This window comes from Nonomuraea sp. NPDC052129 (assembly GCF_040680095.1).
Classification (GTDB): Bacteria; Actinomycetota; Actinomycetes; order Streptosporangiales; family Streptosporangiaceae; genus Nonomuraea.
Genome location: NZ_JBFAVX010000029.1, coordinates 1 through 15,408, shown reverse-complemented (window position 1 = coordinate 15,408; position 15,408 = coordinate 1). Strand labels below are relative to the sequence as shown.

At 67.9% G+C, this 15,408-nt stretch carries 19 protein-coding genes; 6 read left to right on the top strand and 13 right to left on the bottom strand.

Going from position 1 to position 15,408, the window contains the following annotated elements; all coding sequences use genetic code 11:
• Positions 1-4 precede the first annotated feature (4 nt).
• The 4 genes from AB0L53_RS42770 (at position 5) to AB0L53_RS42755 (ending at position 2,347) form a co-directional block, all read left to right on the top strand.
• Complete coding sequence (locus tag AB0L53_RS42770) at positions 5-523, top strand: DUF305 domain-containing protein (RefSeq protein WP_364007336.1); 519 nt, start codon at positions 5-7, stop codon at positions 521-523.
• The gene (locus AB0L53_RS42765; protein WP_364007333.1) at positions 520-1,197 is read left to right on the top strand and encodes a DsbA family protein; all 678 of its coding nucleotides are present in this window, start codon (positions 520-522) and stop codon (positions 1,195-1,197) included. The genes AB0L53_RS42770 and AB0L53_RS42765 overlap by 4 nt, the downstream gene beginning before the upstream one ends.
• The gene (locus AB0L53_RS42760; protein ID WP_364007330.1) at positions 1,194-1,808 is read left to right on the top strand and encodes a vitamin K epoxide reductase family protein; all 615 of its coding nucleotides are present in this window, start codon (positions 1,194-1,196) and stop codon (positions 1,806-1,808) included. Before AB0L53_RS42765 ends, AB0L53_RS42760 begins: the two co-directional genes overlap by 4 nt.
• A 110-nt stretch (positions 1,809-1,918) precedes the next feature.
• Entirely contained in the window at positions 1,919-2,347 is a 429-nt protein-coding gene (locus AB0L53_RS42755; RefSeq protein ID WP_364007327.1) for a hypothetical protein, read from the top strand.
• 67 nt (positions 2,348-2,414) lie between these two features.
• Here AB0L53_RS42755 and AB0L53_RS42750 read toward each other — a convergent pair whose 3' ends face one another.
• From AB0L53_RS42750 to AB0L53_RS42730, 5 genes are all read right to left on the bottom strand, one after another.
• Positions 2,415-3,446: a cation diffusion facilitator family transporter gene (locus AB0L53_RS42750; RefSeq protein WP_364007324.1), complete on the bottom strand. Its 1,032-nt coding sequence runs from the start codon at positions 3,444-3,446 to the stop codon at positions 2,415-2,417.
• Positions 3,447-3,833: 387 nt separating this feature from the next.
• On the bottom strand, positions 3,834-4,184 hold the full coding sequence (locus tag AB0L53_RS42745) for a DUF3703 domain-containing protein (RefSeq protein WP_364007321.1): 351 nt from the start codon (positions 4,182-4,184) through the stop codon (positions 3,834-3,836).
• Positions 4,181-4,903, bottom strand: coding sequence for a cation transporter (locus tag AB0L53_RS42740; RefSeq protein WP_364007318.1), 723 nt, complete (start codon positions 4,901-4,903; stop codon positions 4,181-4,183). Before AB0L53_RS42740 ends, AB0L53_RS42745 begins: the two co-directional genes overlap by 4 nt.
• Positions 4,900-5,298, bottom strand: a complete 399-nt coding sequence (locus AB0L53_RS42735; RefSeq protein ID WP_364007315.1) for a metalloregulator ArsR/SmtB family transcription factor — start codon at positions 5,296-5,298, stop codon at positions 4,900-4,902. The genes AB0L53_RS42740 and AB0L53_RS42735 overlap by 4 nt, the downstream gene beginning before the upstream one ends.
• 84 nt (positions 5,299-5,382) lie before the next feature.
• Positions 5,383-6,711: an alpha/beta fold hydrolase gene (locus AB0L53_RS42730; protein ID WP_364007312.1), complete on the bottom strand. Its 1,329-nt coding sequence runs from the start codon at positions 6,709-6,711 to the stop codon at positions 5,383-5,385.
• Between the two features lie 68 nt (positions 6,712-6,779).
• Here AB0L53_RS42730 and AB0L53_RS42725 point away from each other — a divergent pair, with 68 nt between their 5' ends.
• Positions 6,780-7,355 (top strand): WHG domain-containing protein, encoded by a 576-nt coding sequence (locus tag AB0L53_RS42725; RefSeq protein WP_364007309.1) that lies wholly within the window; start codon positions 6,780-6,782, stop codon positions 7,353-7,355.
• An 84-nt stretch (positions 7,356-7,439) separates the two neighbouring features.
• On the opposite strand, the gene AB0L53_RS42720 is transcribed toward AB0L53_RS42725, so the two are convergent.
• The 7 genes from AB0L53_RS42720 to AB0L53_RS42690 all read right to left on the bottom strand — a co-directional run bounded on the left by AB0L53_RS42720 (position 7,440) and on the right by AB0L53_RS42690 (position 13,634).
• On the bottom strand, positions 7,440-8,408 hold the full coding sequence (locus AB0L53_RS42720; protein WP_364007306.1) for a C-terminal binding protein: 969 nt from the start codon (positions 8,406-8,408) through the stop codon (positions 7,440-7,442).
• A 37-nt stretch (positions 8,409-8,445) separates the two neighbouring features.
• Positions 8,446-9,105, bottom strand: a complete 660-nt coding sequence (locus AB0L53_RS42715) for a hypothetical protein (protein WP_364007303.1) — start codon at positions 9,103-9,105, stop codon at positions 8,446-8,448.
• A gap of 49 nt (positions 9,106-9,154) precedes the next feature.
• Positions 9,155-9,847, bottom strand: a complete 693-nt coding sequence (locus AB0L53_RS42710) for an HAD family hydrolase (protein ID WP_364007300.1) — start codon at positions 9,845-9,847, stop codon at positions 9,155-9,157.
• Between the two features lie 79 nt (positions 9,848-9,926).
• Positions 9,927-10,730 carry an amino acid ABC transporter ATP-binding protein gene (locus AB0L53_RS42705; protein ID WP_364007297.1) on the bottom strand — a complete coding sequence of 268 codons (804 nt, stop codon included), beginning with the start codon at positions 10,728-10,730 and terminating at the stop codon, positions 9,927-9,929.
• 27 nt (positions 10,731-10,757) lie between these two features.
• Complete coding sequence (locus tag AB0L53_RS42700) at positions 10,758-11,507, bottom strand: amino acid ABC transporter permease (RefSeq protein ID WP_364007294.1); 750 nt, start codon at positions 11,505-11,507, stop codon at positions 10,758-10,760.
• Positions 11,508-11,569: 62 nt separating this feature from the next.
• Complete coding sequence (locus AB0L53_RS42695; RefSeq protein WP_364007291.1) at positions 11,570-12,487, bottom strand: transporter substrate-binding domain-containing protein; 918 nt, start codon at positions 12,485-12,487, stop codon at positions 11,570-11,572.
• Positions 12,488-12,587: 100 nt separating this feature from the next.
• A complete protein-coding gene (locus AB0L53_RS42690; protein ID WP_364007288.1) occupies positions 12,588-13,634 on the bottom strand; it encodes a LacI family DNA-binding transcriptional regulator in 1,047 nt (348 codons plus the stop codon).
• A 398-nt stretch (positions 13,635-14,032) separates the two neighbouring features.
• On the opposite strand from AB0L53_RS42690, the gene AB0L53_RS42685 reads away from it, so the two are divergent.
• The gene (locus tag AB0L53_RS42685) at positions 14,033-14,713 is read left to right on the top strand and encodes a DUF2637 domain-containing protein (protein WP_364007285.1); all 681 of its coding nucleotides are present in this window, start codon (positions 14,033-14,035) and stop codon (positions 14,711-14,713) included.
• Positions 14,714-15,099: 386 nt separating this feature from the next.
• On the opposite strand, the gene AB0L53_RS42680 is transcribed toward AB0L53_RS42685, so the two are convergent.
• A partial coding sequence (locus AB0L53_RS42680) for an SDR family oxidoreductase (protein WP_364007282.1) occupies positions 15,100-15,408 on the bottom strand: 309 nt, incomplete at its 5' end.

Here is a 15,408-nt window from a genome sequence, read left to right as displayed (position 1 = left end):
TTCGGTGGAAGCGGGCTTCGCCCGTGACATGCAGACCCATCACGCGCAGGCCGTCCAGATGGCTCTCATCGTGCGGGATCGCACCAGTGATCGGGAGATCAGGACGCTCGCCTACGACATCGCGACCAGCCAGCAACAGCAAATCGGGCAGATGTACGCGTGGCTCGACGTGTGGGGTCTGCCGCAAGCCTCGTCGCAGCCACGGATGGCATGGATGCGGCAGGGCCACCAGAACATGAGCGGGGCCGCCGCCATGCCTGGAATGGCCACGGCGACCCAGATCAAGGAACTGGAGCAGGCCGGCGGCAAGGACGCCGAGATCCTGTTCTTGCGCCTGATGATCCCGCACCATCAGGGCGGCGTGCAGATGGCCCAAGCGGCTGTTCAGAGCGAGCAGCCGCAGGTCAACCGCATGGCCGGAGCCATCCTGGCAGCGCAGAAAGCCGAGATCGACCTGATGCGGCGCATGCTCGCGGCCCGCGGCGCCGCGGAAACCCGCACCGTCCCGAAGAGCGGAAGATGACGAAGAACCTGAAGGTAACTCTCGGCATGGGCGCGGTCACGGCTTTGATCGTGACCCTGATCGTGGGAGCGGTCGCGATGTTCGGCCCCGAGCCCGCCAACACACCGACGTCCGCATCCGGTACGGATACCGTCCCGGCGCGGTTCCTGGTACGAGACGACAGCCACCGGCTCTCAACGGCCCCCGACAGCAAGGTCACGCTGGTCGAGTTCCTCGACTTCGAGTGCGAGGCCTGCGGCGCGGTCTTTCCGCACATGGAACGCATCCGTGCCGAGTACGCCGGGCGGATCAACCTGGTCGTCCGCTACTTCCCGATGCCCGGCCACCGCAATGGCGAACTGGCGGCACGCGTCGCCGAGGCCGCGGCCCAGCAGGGCAAGCTCGAGGTGATGTACGCCAAGCTGTTCCAAACCCAGGCGCAGTGGGGTGAGGCAAACGCATCGAAGGAGGCGTTCTTCCTCGATCTGGCAAAACAGGCCGGCCTCGACATGACTGTCTTCAAGCGCGACCTCGATGCCGCGAAGACCGCCGAACGGGTGAAGAAGGATCAGGGTGACGGACTCGCGCTCGGCGTGCAGGCCACGCCGACGATCTTCTTCAACGGCGCGCCGCTGGATGTCGAGCCCAGCTACGACAACCTCAAGGCCAAGATCGACGCAGCCCTGACGTCATGACGGCGGTCCCCGGTTCGATCGTCACGCGCTCGCTGCCGTACGTTCTCGTCCTGGGCGGGGCGCTGGGATTCGGCGCGGCGTTCCTGCTCACCGTCGAGCGGCTCAAACTGGCGGCGAACGCCGACTATGTCCCTGCCTGCAGCATCAATCCGATCATCAGCTGTGGCTCGGTGATGAGAACCGAGCAGGCCTCGGTCTTCGGCTTCCCCAACCCGCTGATCGGCATCGCCGCCTTCGCCTCGGTGCTCGCCGTCGGCATGGCTCTCCTGGCCGGGGCCCGCTTCCACGCCTGGTTCTGGCACGGCCTGCACCTCGGCACCGGGGCGGGCGTCGTCTTCGTGCACTGGCTGATCTTCCAATCGCTGTACCGGATCGGCGCGCTGTGTCCGTACTGCATGCTCGTCTGGGTGGCCACAGTCGTCGTCTTCTGGTACGTGAGCCTGGCCAGCGTCGAGGCGGGCCGGATCCGGCTTCCCTCCGCCATGCACAACCTCGCGGCGGCGGCAGTGCGCTATCACACGGTCGTGGTGATGGCTTGGGGGCTCGTCATCGCCGGGCTCATTCTCCAGCGATTCTGGATGTACTGGACACAGTGGGCAGGCGGCCTTTGACAGGGCGCATGCATGAACTTCTATAGCTTGTAGAAAATTATGCTCAGGCGCCGAACTGGCGACCGCCCCTCGACGTATCTCCCATCGATCGCAGTTTGGGAGGCTACGTCATGTCTGCTCCGTTGAAATGCGCTATCACCACTCTGGCCGGGCTGGCTCTCGTCGCCGGGTGCGGTTCGAACGACCAGTCCAAGGTCGCGGCGAACCCTTCGCCGAGTCTCTACCAGAATGCGGTGCTGAGCGCCGAGGACCTCGCCGCGAAGCTCGGCTGCAAGCCCGAGATGCGGACCAAGGCCGCCGAGCTTCGCCAGGGGCTCTGCAAGACGGCCGACGGGAACTACGCGGTCACCAGCTTCACGACGGAAAAGGGGCGGAAAGACTGGCTGGATTATGCGCTGATGTACAAAGGCACCCATCTCGTCGGACGCCAGTGGGTCGTCACAGCCCCGCCTCCCGTCTTGGAGACCTTGCGCAAGAAACTGGGCGGCGAGCTCCAGAGCAGCGACGGCAGCGGTTCCAGTCGCGCTTCGGGCACGTGATCTCCCTTTCCGGCCAGGCGGCTGTCGGGCACGGCCGGGATGTCGCCGCCCGGCCGTGCCTGGTGCTTCAGTGGCCGGCGTGGCCGTTCGCGTTCGCCACCGGTTCGGGCCCCAGCCTGTGGTGGGTGGGGCCGTGCGGGTCGGCGCAGTGCTGGACGAGGCGGCGCAGGGCTCCGTCGTCGTCGAAGGCGTGGGTGTCGGGTGTGGCGTGGTCGATCTGCAGGGTCGTGTGCTCGATGCCGTGCTCGTCATTGAGGTAGCCCTCGACGGCCATGCGGGCGGCGTGACAGTCGGCTCCCGGAGTCACCAGCACGTGTGCCGACAGGGAGAGGTATCCGGAGGTGACCTCCCAGATGTGTAGATCGTGCACCTCGACCACGGCGTCCAGGGCGACGACCTGGCGCCCGACCTCGGCCGGGTCGAGTTCGGGCGGTGCGGCCTCCATGAACACCCGTCCTGAGTCGCGGACCAGCCCCCAGCCGGCCTTGAGCATCAGGGCGGCGACCACCAGGGCGGCGACGGCGTCGGCGCGGGTCCAGCCGGTCAGCCAGACGACGAGCCCGGCGAGGGTGGTGGCGATGAAGGCGTACAGGTCGTTGAGGATGTGCTGGAAGGCGCCCTCGACATTGAGGCTGGAGCGGTTGGCCTTGGACAGCAGCCAGGTGGCTGCCACGTTGACGGCGATGCCGGCCAGCCCGGTGGCCACCACGAACAGGCCCTCGACCTGGCCCGGCTCGATCAGGCGGCGGATGCCCTCGAAGATGAAGTAGGCCGCGAGCAGCAGCAGGGTGATGCCGTTGACCTGGGCGGAGACGATCTCGGCGCGCTTGAGGCCGTAGGTGAAGCCGCCGCGGGGTGGGCGGGCCGCGATCCGCATCGCGATCAGCGCGAACATGAGCGCCATCGCGTCGGTGAGCATGTGACCGGCATCGGAGATCAGGGCCAGGGAGCCGGCGATCACGCCGATCACCACCTCGACGGCCATGAACCCGACGATCAGGGCGAGCGCACCGCTCAGATAGCGCCGGTCCGCTTGCGCGCTGACCGCATGCCCATGCCCATGGCCGTGGGTTCGGTCGTGCGTGTGTTGATCAGACATGCGCTGAGCTCCTTGTGCTGACACCTGCCCAAATGTTCATATGTGCACATGATTGCGACTCCAGAGATCCCCGTCAATACGTCAGGGCGCCAAACTCTCTCGCTTCTACATATGAACATCACATCAGATGTTTAAACACTTCGTAGTGTGTCAACTGCTCTCCGTAGAAGCTGGCATGTCGCCGGAACCGGCGACCTCACGCCGCGCCAGCGCCACCTTCTTCTCACCGCCCTCGGCGAGGCCCCGGCGAACCCGAGCCGATGACTCCCGCACGGCGCGCCGTGCCGTACGGGAGTCGAGGGGGAAGCCGGGTCAGTCCGGCCGGGTGGCCGCCACGGTGGAGGCGAAGTGCCCGCGTCGTGTCCGTGATCGGCGTCTCCGGCCGGGTCAGGCGGTCTGGAGCAGCTCGGCCAGGTCGGCGGGCATCGGCATGGGCTGGGTCAGTCCCACCGTGGCGCGCCCGGTGTTGCCCTCGGGGTAGCGGCCCAGCGCCGAGCCTGGCGCGGCCACGATGATGCGCACGACCTGCCCGAGGGCTTCGCGCCGGTCGCGCAGGCGGACGGCCAGGGCGAACATGGCGATGTGGTTGGCCGTGTGCGGCCAGGGCCAGGGCTGGGAGATGATGTGCGCCCGTTCCAGGTGCCGCCACCTGGCCTCGGGGTCGGTGGTGGTGCGGGCGGCGCGCATCTCGGCGCGGTAGGCGGCCCGTACGCGGACGGGCATCGGACGGCCGATCATCGGGATTCCTCCTGTGGAGACGAGCAGCAGCCACTGGCGCAGCCGCCGGGCTCGGCGACGTCGGCGGCCGGGGTGAGCATGGTGGCGGCGGGGATGGCGCAGCAGGCGTCGCCGCGCCAGGCCTCGCGGCCCTCTTTGACCGCGACCGCGGCAATGACCAGAGCGGCGATCGGGTCGGCCCAGGACCAGCCGAACAGACTGTTGAGCGCCAGCCCCACGAGCAACACCGCGGACAGGTAGGTGCACAGCAGGGTCTGCTTGGAGTCGGCAACGGCCGAGGCCGAGCCGAGCTCGCGGCCGGCGCGGCGCTGGGCGTACGACAGGAACGGCATGACCGCCAGAGAGAGCGCGGCCAGGATGAGGCCGGGCGTGGAGTGCTCGGCCTCGCCGACACCGAGCAGCGCCCGGACGGCGTCGAAGCCCACGTACGCGGCCAGCGCGAAGAATGAGATCGCGATGACCCGCAGAGCCACCTTCTCCCGCCGCTCGTGGTCGGTGACGGAGAACTGCCAGGCCACCGCGGCAGCCGAGGCGACCTCCACGATCGAGTCCAGGCCGAACCCGATGAGCGCGGCGGAGGAGGCGATGGTGCCCGCGGTGATCGCCACGATGGCTTCGATCACGTTGTAGGTGATGGTCGCCGCGACCAGCAGCCGGATTCGGCGCCGCAGTACGGCGCGCTGGGCCATGCCGATGCCGTGCAGGTTCACCGCGCTCATGACATCGGTTCCAGTTCGGCGTCCCCGTCGCCGGTTTTCACTCCATAGGTCGGGCACAGCGCCACGGCGTGGCCGGTGGCGGCCAGCAGGTGCTCGGCCGAGGCCAGCAGATCCATCAGCTCGGGCCGGGTCAAGCTGTAGAACGACTGCCGTCCTTCGGCCCGGTAGTCGACCAGGCCGCAGTCGCGCAGGCAGGCCAGGTGCTTGGACACCGTGGACTGGGCCAGCCCGAGTTGGCTGGTCAGATCCACGACGCGGGCCTCGCCGCGTGCGAGCCGCTGCACGATGCGCAGCCGGGTCTCATCGGCCAGGGAGTGGAAGAGCGCCGCCGCCGGGGAGATGCCGGCGGCGATGTCAGCACTGACGCACCGGCCACCTTCAGAATCAATCGCCATATGACGATGATAGCCCGATGTGGGCATGTCGGTGCAAGGGGACTGGTTTCGGATGTCCGCCCGTAGGTCGGCCCGCTGCGGACTTCACCTGTGGTCGCGGAGGAAGGCGGAGACGTCGGCGCGGGTCGGGTAGTTCCGCACAGGCGACGGCTCGCCCTGGAGGAATGCCGTGATGACGGCGGCGGCGCGTTCGTTGTTGTCGTCGAGGCCGTTCCACATGTGGTGTCCGACACCGGGCATGTATTGGGTTCGCTCGATGGCGGGGTCGGCGGCAAGGATGGCGGTAGCCCATTGGCGTACCTGCGACGAGCATTCGGCGATCATCAGCATCGCGGGCGTGCGGGAGCGTTTCAGCTCGGAGGCGATGGAAGCTGAGTCCTTGATCGTCTGCATGATGCGGAGGCTCGCGGCGGCGCTGAAGGAGAAGTTCTCCGCGGTGTCCTCGGCAGGGATGCGGCCGACGTCCTGCGCGCAGTAGGCGGAGGCGGTGTCGCTGCCGAGATCGGCGGCCTTGAAGGCGTTGACGCCTTCGGCCTGCGTGATCAGGCCGGTGCCGGGCGGGAGGAGCCCGAGTTGGATGAGGCCGAGCGCGACGGCGTACCGGGGGACGCGCGTCGCCCGGGGTTCGGTCGGGGCCTGAGCGAGGCCGCGCGCGGACGGCCGTCCCTGTTGCCCGCTGATCAGCGTGGTGGGGCCGTCCATGGGGCCGGGCTCGGCGATGATCGCCCGGTGCACGTGGACGGCGACGTCCGCGGTGGCCAGGGCCCGGGTGAGAACGACCGCGCCCGCGGAGAATCCGAGGACGTCGACCGGGCCCTTGCCCAGTCGATCGATGAAGGCGGCGAGGTCGCGTACGGACCTGGAGATCGTGTACTGCTCCATGGGCAGCAGGTCGCTCCGTCCGCCGCCGGGCTGCTCGTAGGCGTACACGTCGTAGCCCTGTCCGGCCAGGCTTCGAAGGAATCGGTGGTCGAGCACGGAGATGTTGCGGACGGGCCCTCCGTGGAGGTACACGAGCGGCGTGGGGTGCCGGGGGACACCGGCGGCGGGGGGATAGTGGTAGACGGCGACCCGGCTGCCCGTGCTCAGGCTCCAGTGTCTCGTAGCGACGAATGACAGGTCGGGCGGATACTGCCGGGTCGTGGGGGCGGTGGGGATGCAGACCGACACCGTGAGGGCGGCGGCGACGATCACCGGTGCGAAGGGCCACAGCCGACCCGGCCAGGTACGGCCGCGTCCTCGCCACAGTGCGGCGATGACTCCGGCGCCAAAGGCGGTCAGCCAGGCGGCGAGCCCCGCGCGCACGCCATCCGTCAGAACGACGAGGGCGAGGAACAGCCCGGCCAGCCCGACGACGGCGAGCGCGGCGAGGATCAGGCGGCCGATGAGGCGGAGGGGAACGGTGAGAGGCATCTACGGTTTCCAAACGTTGTTCCAGAACAGCGTTTGGAAACGCTACCAGCTCGGCTAGGCTGGTCGTCGTGGGAAGACCGAGAACCAACGACGACACCGTGAAGGACCGCCTCATCGAGTCCGCGACCCAGATGTTCGCGACCCGCCCACGGGAATCGATCACCATCCGCGCCCTGGCCGCTGCCGCCGGGACCGCGACCGCGGCCGTCTACTCGCTGTTCGACGGCAAGGACGGGCTGATCGCCGAAGTGCGCGACAGAGCGGTCGCCGGGCTGTCCCAGGAACTGTCAGCGGTGGCGGCCTCCGATGACCCCCTCGCCGACCTCTACGCGCTCGCGGTCGCGTACCGGCGGTGGGGACGCGAGCACCGCCACCTCTACACGGTGTTGTTCGGCGGCGTGCAGAGCTTCGACCCATCCGGTGCCGTGGGGGTCGGTGACCCCGTCAGGCCGCTCATCGAGGCGATAGACCGCGCTCTGTCGGCCTCCGTGCTCTCGGGCGATGCGACCTCCATCGCGCTCTCACTCTGGGTGACCCTGCACGGGCTGGTGACTCTCGAATTGGCCGGGGCCCTCGACGCCGCCACGGCCGAGACCACGTTCCGCTCGACGATCCCCGCCGCGCTACGTGGCTGGACGGCATGACTTCGCAGCAGCGACGTGGTATAGGGAAGAAGCCGGAGCGCCAGCCCCAGGTCCTGGGGCTGGAGACCGAAGAGTGCTGAAGGGTTAGTCGGTGTTGAGCGGCTGGTTCACCGCGTTGCGCGGGCGTAGCCCGCTCAGCGCGGCACGGACCTCGGTGAACACCCCATGGGTGAGGTCCGTCAGCGACTCCTCGGAGTAGAAGCCCGCGTGCGGGGTCACGATCACGTTCGGCAGACCAAGAAGCTCCTCCTGGACCTGCGGAGGTTCGGCCTCCAGGACGTCGAGGGCCGCGCCCGCGATCCGGCCGGCCCGCAGTGCCGCCACCAGTGCCTCCTGGTCGACGAGGCCGCCCCGTGCGGTGTTGACCAGGTAAGCCGTGGGTTTCATCGCCGCCAGCCGCGCGGCGGAGATGACGTGCGTGGTGGCGGGTGTCAGCGGGGCGTGCAGGCTGAGCACATCGGCTTCGGTCACCAGCCGCTCGAGCGGCACCAACTCGGCGGCCCCCGCGCGCGGATCACCAGGGTCGATCACCGGATCGGTCGCCAGGACGCGGAACCCGAGCGCGGCGGCTCGGACAGCGACCGCATGGCCGGCATGGCCCATACCGAGCAGGCCGAGGACCTGCCCCCGGGTACGCCGGAGCGTACCGGCCTGGCGGTAGTCCCATCCGCCAGCCCGTACGTGATCGTGATATCTGACGATGCCCCGGGTTGAAGCCAGGATCAGCGCCACGGCGTGGTCGGCCAACTCCTCTACACAGTAGGACGGCACCCGCGACACATAGATCCCGGCCGCCGTCGCGGCGGGCACGTCGATGTTGTCGACGCCCACGCCGTACTCGCAGATCAGCCGACACCGCTCCAGCCTCGCCACCAGCGCGGCGGGCACCGGAACGGTGTCGGTGACGATCACGTCGGCCGAGCGGCACAGCTCGAGGGCGTCGTGACGCCCGGAGGCGTCTATCAGCTCGGCCTCCGGGCCCACCAGGGCGGGATCCAGCCCCTGCGGCTCCGGGTGGTCGAGCACCACCACCCTTTTCAGGGTTGCCATCATTGTCCTTTCCTAAAAGTCCCTTCCGGAAAACCGCTGCTCAGAGGATCTCGTGCTTGCGGAAGGCTTCGACGATTCCCATACCGGTCCGCAAGTCGTGACGCATGGCGTCTTCGCGTGCCAGCTTGGCCCGGACCGCCGAGACGATCGGCTCGATCACCTCGGCGGGCACCACCACGATCCCGTCGGCGTCGGCGACCACCAGGTCGCCCTGACGCACGGTGACCCCGCCGCACTCGACATCCGTGCCCAGGCTGTCGACGTCGAGCCGTCCCAGGCTGTCGAGCGGGTTGAAACCGGCCACGAAGGACGGGAAGTTCATCTCGGTCAGGGCGTGCGAATCGCGTGCGTAGCAGTCGCCGACCAGTCCCACCGCGCCCTTCCTGGCGGCGGCCGTGGCCAGCAGTTCACCCCAGAATCCGGCCTTTCGAGCGTGCGACACCACCAGCAGGTCACCTGGGCGCAGCCCGTCCACCGCTGCCAGCTCGTTCGTGTAGTAGTTCGCGGTGTCGTCGGGCTTGGCTTCGACCTCCACCACATGCATGGTGGCGGCGAAGCCTGCCACCCGGAAGTCCGGGGACACAGGCCGGATGTGCGGCGCCATCACCGCACAGGGGAGCCCCGCCTGGTCGAGGCAGTCCGCGACGGGGGCGGAGTGCAGCTCGGCCAGCGCCGCCAGGAACGCGCTATCTCTGGTCATGGGCAGTTCTTCTCCTTGCGTCGGGGGCGGGGGCGTCGGGATCCGGGTCTCATCGGAGCGGGTCGATGCCGGGCGCCGCTCCCATGTCCAGGGCGCGCCCTACGACTTCCGCCAGATCCTTGGCATCCGGAACGGCGATCGTGGCGAGCGAGGGGTCATGGCCGCTGCGGTCCCGGTCGATCCACACGCGCGGCAGTCCGAGCCGGGCGGCGGACACGATGTCGGCCATCCAGCTGTTGCCGACGTGCACCCAGTTCGACGGCCCCGCGCCGGTACGGGCGGCGAACTCGCGGAAGTGGTTCAGCACCGGCTTGTAGGAACGGACCTGCTCCGCGGTGACCACCTCATCCAGCGGTTGACCGAGCGTACGGGCCGAGTGGGCGAACAGATCGTCGTCGCAGTTGGTCAGTACGGCCGGCCGCCATCCGGCCGAGCGCAGCCCGGCCAGGGCATCGGAGGCGTCCGGGAAGGCCGGCAACCGACCCCAACCGTCCGCGAGCAGGTCGTGCTGCTCGGCCGTGAAGGGGATCAGCTCCCGGGCGGCAGCCTGTTGAAGCGTTTGTGAGAGCACCTGCCGGTAGGACAGATGCGGCTGCCGCGCGGCGATCGGTGGTTCCAGGTAGGCGAGCGCATCGACAAGCGCGTCGGTGCGCTCGCCGGCGAGCGGCTGGACGATCTCGGCCAGTCCTGCCTTCCAATTCATCAGCGTGCCGTAGCAGTCGAAAGTAACCCAGCGATCCATCTCATCTCCTTGTTGGTTCCCGCTCGGGACGTGCTCGGCCGCGCGGCTGCCAGGCGGGTGGCGTCGCGGCCACGAAGAGTCAGTGAACGGTGTGCGGCTCGGTTTCCATGCCCGTGATGAAGGCGCGTGTACGCGGGTGCTGCGGGTTGCCGATCACCTCCTGGGCCTCCCCCTCCTCGACGATGACGCCGTCGTCGAAGAACGCCACGCGGTCGGCGACTTCCCTGGCGAAGCCCAGTTCGTGGGTGACCACCACCATGGTCATGCCGTCCGCCGCCAGTTCCTTGATGACGCCCAGAACCTCGCGGGTGGATTCGGGATCGAGCGCGGAGGTGGGTTCGTCGAAGAGCAGCGCGACGGGATTCAGCGCGAGGGCCCTGGCGATGGCCACGCGCTGCTGCTCCCCGCCCGACATGGTGTCCGGGGTCCGCAGCGCCTTGTCCGCGAGGCCGACCCTGTGCAGCATCCGCAGCGCCTGGTCGACCGCTTCGGGCTCGGGCACCTCGGCGCCGTGCACCAGCGGCAACACCACGTTCTCGGCGGCCGTCAGGTGGGGGAAGACCTGGAAGTTCTGGAAGACCATGCCGACCCGGCGGCGCAACCGTACGAGATTCTGGCCCCGAACGGCCGCACCATCGGCGAAAATCGTCTCGCCCTCGATCTCGATCGTGCCGCTCGTCGGGCGTTCCAGGAGATTGACGCAGCGAAGTACGGTGCTCTTCCCTCCCCCGCTGCGGCCCAGGACGCTCAGGACCTCCCCATGGCGGATGTCCAGGGCAACGCCCTTGAGCACTTCATGGCCGTCGAAGCTCTTGCGCAGAGCGCGCAGCCGGATCGCCGGCGACTCGCTCTCCACCACCGGTCGGGAAGGGGACGTGCTCATCACAGCTTCTTTCGTGTGGATTCGGTGTCAGGACCGGCTGGAGGCGTACAGGGCCGTGCCGTCCTGTTGCACCTGCCGGATCAGGCCACACACCCGGCGGCGGCTGGGCGACAGCGCGTCGCCGGCGTGCATTCGGCGCTCAAGCCGCAGCATGAGGCGTGACAGCGGAGCGCACAGGGCGAGGTAGATCAGGCCGATCACGATGTAGACCTGCAGGGCGCGGAAGGTGTCCGACGCGATGAGCGTGCCCTGTGTCATCAGCTCGCCGCCACCGATCGCGACCATGAGCGAGGTGCCCTTGAGCAGGTCGACCATCATCGTGCTGGTGCCGGGGACCGCGATCCGCGCGGCCTGGGGCAGTATCACGTGCCGCAGCGTCCGGCCGGATGACAACCCCAGCGCGTAGGCGGCCTCACGCTGGGCCTTGGGTACCCCACGCAGGCCGGCTCGGAAGATCTCGGAGAGGTAGGCGCCGTAGAACAGAGCCAGCCCCAGGCTCCCCGCCTGGAAGGCGCTGAGGTTGACGCCGACCGAGGCCAGGCCGAAGTACAGGATGTAGAGTTCGGTGATCAGCGGGAGGTTCTTGAACGTCTCGGTGTAGATCTGCGCTGCCGCGCTGACCGGTCTGAACTTCGCCAGCCGGGCCAGCGCCGTCACCAGGCCGATGACGGCCGCCGCCACGAAGCTGACCACGGTGTAGCTGAGAGTGCTGAGAAACGCGGCCCACAGATCCGGCACGTAGTCGGCCCACGGCACGCCCTGGAACAGGTCGTTCATGCGTCATCCCTCTTTTCGAAATCCCTCTTTCTCGAAATCCCTCCTTCACGAGCACCCTCTGATCAGGGGATGCTCGGAGCTTTCCAATCCGCGGGCCGATCCGTCGCGCGCCGCTGGGCGCTGAACTCCCGGTAGGGCCTGAGCATCGTCTCCGGATCACCGCCGTACTTACGGACTATCTGGCCGGCCTCTCCCGACGCGTAGAACTCGCGGATGATCTTGCTGAGCCTGCCCTCCAACGCGCTCTCGGCCTTGTTGAGATACCACCCCGTCATGAGCGGGAGGAATGCCGAGTACTGGGGCTGGGCGGCGAGTTGTGCCGCGTCCGGTGGGGTGAGCGGCACGACATCGTAAGTGGACTTCGGGTCCCGCTGCCGGGAGTAGGAGACAGTGAGCGGGTCGAGGAAGGCTATGTCGATGCGACCGGCGTTCAAATCTTGCAGCGTGTCCTGATAAGTCGGGTATGTGTGGACTTTCGCGCCCGGCACCTTCTGCAGGGCCGGAACGTAGACGAAGCCCTGACCGGTGCCCAACTGCTTGCCCTTCAGCCCGTCGACGGTCGTGACCTTCAGGCCATGCCGCTCAGCGAGCACGACCGGCGAGTAGAAGGGCGGGTCGGTGAAGATCCCTTCCTGCGCCCGCTCGGCTTTCCAGAAGATGTCGCCGATCCCGATGTCATAGCGGTGGGCCTGGACGCCGGCCATCAGGCCGGTGAAGTTGACGGTGTACGGCTTCACTTCCAGGCCGAGCTTGTCCGCTGCCTTGTTGAACAGCTCACCGTCGAGGCCGATGAGCTTGCCGTTCTGCACGCCGATGTAGGGCATCGTGGGGACGATCGCCACCTTGACCACGCGAGCGCCGGAACCTTCTTCGGCGGCGGAGCCGCCGGCCCCGCAGGCGACGAGCAGAGTCGCGAGCGAGACGCCCGACATGATGGCAAGGCTCCGTCGCATCTGGCCGATCGTTGTCAGGGCGCGCATGTCGTCTCCTTCTAGCAGCGAGGCTTCTAGAACGTTAAAGCTTCGATGTCCAGGATGCTAACTGTTGCTACTAGAACGTTCAAGGGGGTGCTGGCGATTATCAGGCAGATGCGCGGAGAACCAGCTGATTGCTCAGGACCACGTGGGGCTCGCTGATGGGCCGCCCGGCCAGGCGGTCGAGCAGCAAACCAGCGGCCGTCCGGCCCATCTCGTACGCGGGAACGCGGACCGTGGTCAGTGGTGGATCGACGAAGCGGGAGAACTCGAAGTCGTCGAACCCGCAGATGGCGACGTCATCCGGAACCCGGCGCCCTAGTTCCTTGGCCGTGTGGATGGCCCCGATGGCCAGCACGTCGCTGGCGCACATGATGGCCGATGGCGGATCGGCCAGCTCCAGCAGCCGGCGGGCCATCCGCTCGCCGCCATCCGCCTGCCAGGTCGCCTCGAAGAGCTCCAGGTGTGGCGCCACGCTGCGCCCGGCGGCGGCCAGGGCGTCCCGGTAGCCGAGGTGACGCTGCTCCACCACCGCCCACGGCAGCTTCGCCGCGATGAACGCGATCCGCTGGTGCCCCGCGGCCAGCAGATGCTCGGTAAGCCTGCGCGCGCATTGACGCTCGTCGGTCCGCACCGAGAGCAGCGCCGTATCGTCGACGACCTCATCGAACAAGACGAACGGCACGCCCGTCCCGGCCAACTGCCCGATGTAGTCCTGTCGCAGCCCTGGCTCGCCGGACATCAGCACGAACGCGCCGTCCACCCGCCCCGCGTGCAGCGGACGCACCAGCGAGCGTTCGGCCGCAAGGGGGCGCTCGGCCCGCAGCAGCAGCTCATAGCCCTCGTCGCGGGCGATGTCCCCCACCCCCGCGACGAGCAGGCTGGTCAATGGATCGGCCATGAAGCTCGGAGCCTCATCGAGAAGCAGAAAGCCGAACGTCCGCGTGCTCGACGAGCGCAGCCCACGAGCCGCGGCGTTGGGGTGGTAGGCCAAATCCTTCATCGCCTGCTCCACCCGCGCCCGCGTCTCGGGGGTCATCTGGCTGGACCTGTTGTGCAGCACGTTGGAGACCGTCTGCATGGAGACGTTGGCCAGCTTGGCCACGTCACGCACCGTCGGCCGACGGTTGCCCGGATTAGATGACTGAGCCATGGTTACTTGAACGTTACAGATTCGGTAGGCCGCGGACAAATCGCTGAGCCTGGATGAGTGCAACGCCGCTGAGGCAACTGCGGGATCCTCAAGCTGAAGATCGCGGAGTGCGACCGCGAGCTCGCCCAGCATCGCAGAGATTCACGCCGTGATGACCGCACTCGGAGACCTCGTCAAGGTCATCCAGGAGGCTGATCCGCTGGACAAGGCGGAGCTCTATGCCCAGATCGGGCTGCGCCTGACGTACAGGCCCCAGAAACAGCTAGTGGAGGCTCAGGTTGTCCCTGGCCCCCACGTGTGCGAAAGGTATGTGTCCGAGGGGGGACACCGCCGATACGTACATGCCCTTCAGCGCCTCCACCACACTCGTTCTCCCAAGTCGGGAGGGTTGAGCAGCTATGGAGACGAACATGCGAGCCGTGCGCCGCATTCACCGTACGACGATCACAGGAGTCCTGCTTCTCGCAACCATCGCGGCGGTCGTGTCGTTCCGGCACATGCATGAGCTCTGCCTCCGCCACGGTGAGGATCATGCGGCGGCGGTGCTCATCCCGCTCGCGGTCGACGGCGCGATCGTCGTCGCCTCAAGGTCCATCCTCCTGGCCAACCGGTACGGCTCCCGCGGCGGGTTGCTGGCGTGGACCATGTTGCTGATCGGCAGTCTCGCCAGCCTCGGAGCCAACATCGCCGTCGCTGAGCCGAGCCTAATCGGCCGCGTCATCGCGGCGTGGCCGAGCGTCGCGTTGATCGGTAGTTACGAGCTCTTGATGTCCCAGATTCGCAGGGCTTCTACGCAGGAGCCTGCTGTCTTGCAGGGTGAGATGGCAGGGGATCGGGAACTTGTTGGCGAGGATGACCACGATTCCTCAGATCACCCGGGTTCTCATAGCTGCGAGGTGGAAGACCTCCGTCGCGCCGCTTGGCGGTGGGCCCTGGCGAATCGCCTTCCTGATGGGGCGCTCCCGTCGGGCCGGGTTATCGCTGAGAAGTTCGCGCGGAGTGCTCGCTGGGGGTGTTGGATCAAGCGAGTAGGTCTCGAAGGGAAGCTCGTGGAGCATGATCACTCCACCGCCGCATGACGCAGTGAGCTACTGGGATGCGGTTGAGCCACTGAGGGAAATCCTCGGGCTGTTCCCACAGAACGCCCCCGCATGCGCGGGGCCGACGTGGCGACGCCGTTTCGGCAGCAGGAATAAGGCGGAACACCCCCCCGCCGACGTTGTTCCGGCCATCTGGTCTGTAGATGTTGGTACCGGGGTTGTTGTCAGTCTCGTTGGCCGGAACGCGCAGCGCGGTCGGCAGCCCAATCGGCGGCATCGGCTCGACTCCTCGCCGAGGAGCCCGCTCGGGCCGTGGACTGCTGGTCGATCTCGGCGCCGACGTCGATGTTGGTGGCTGCGCCGCCTGGATAGTAGCGGCATAGAACCTGGGACGCTTCAGATGCCACCCATCGTGTGGTGCCTGCTCAGATCTGGTTCGTGCCACCGTCGACGTAGATGTTCGCGCCGACGACGTAGCTGCTCTGTTCCGAGGCCAGGAAGGCCACGACTGCGGCGGCCTCCTCAGGCTGACCCATGCGGCCCTTGGCCACGGTCGCGGCGACATTCTCCTTGACGGCCCGGGCGGTCTCCTCGTCGCCGAAAGCGGCGGTGCCCCCGGGAGTCTCGATCCATGCCGGTGAGACCACGTTGACCCGGATGCCGCGGCCCTTGAGCTCGTTGGACCACGTCCGCGCGAAGGACCGGACGGCCGCCTTCGACGCCGCGTACGCGCC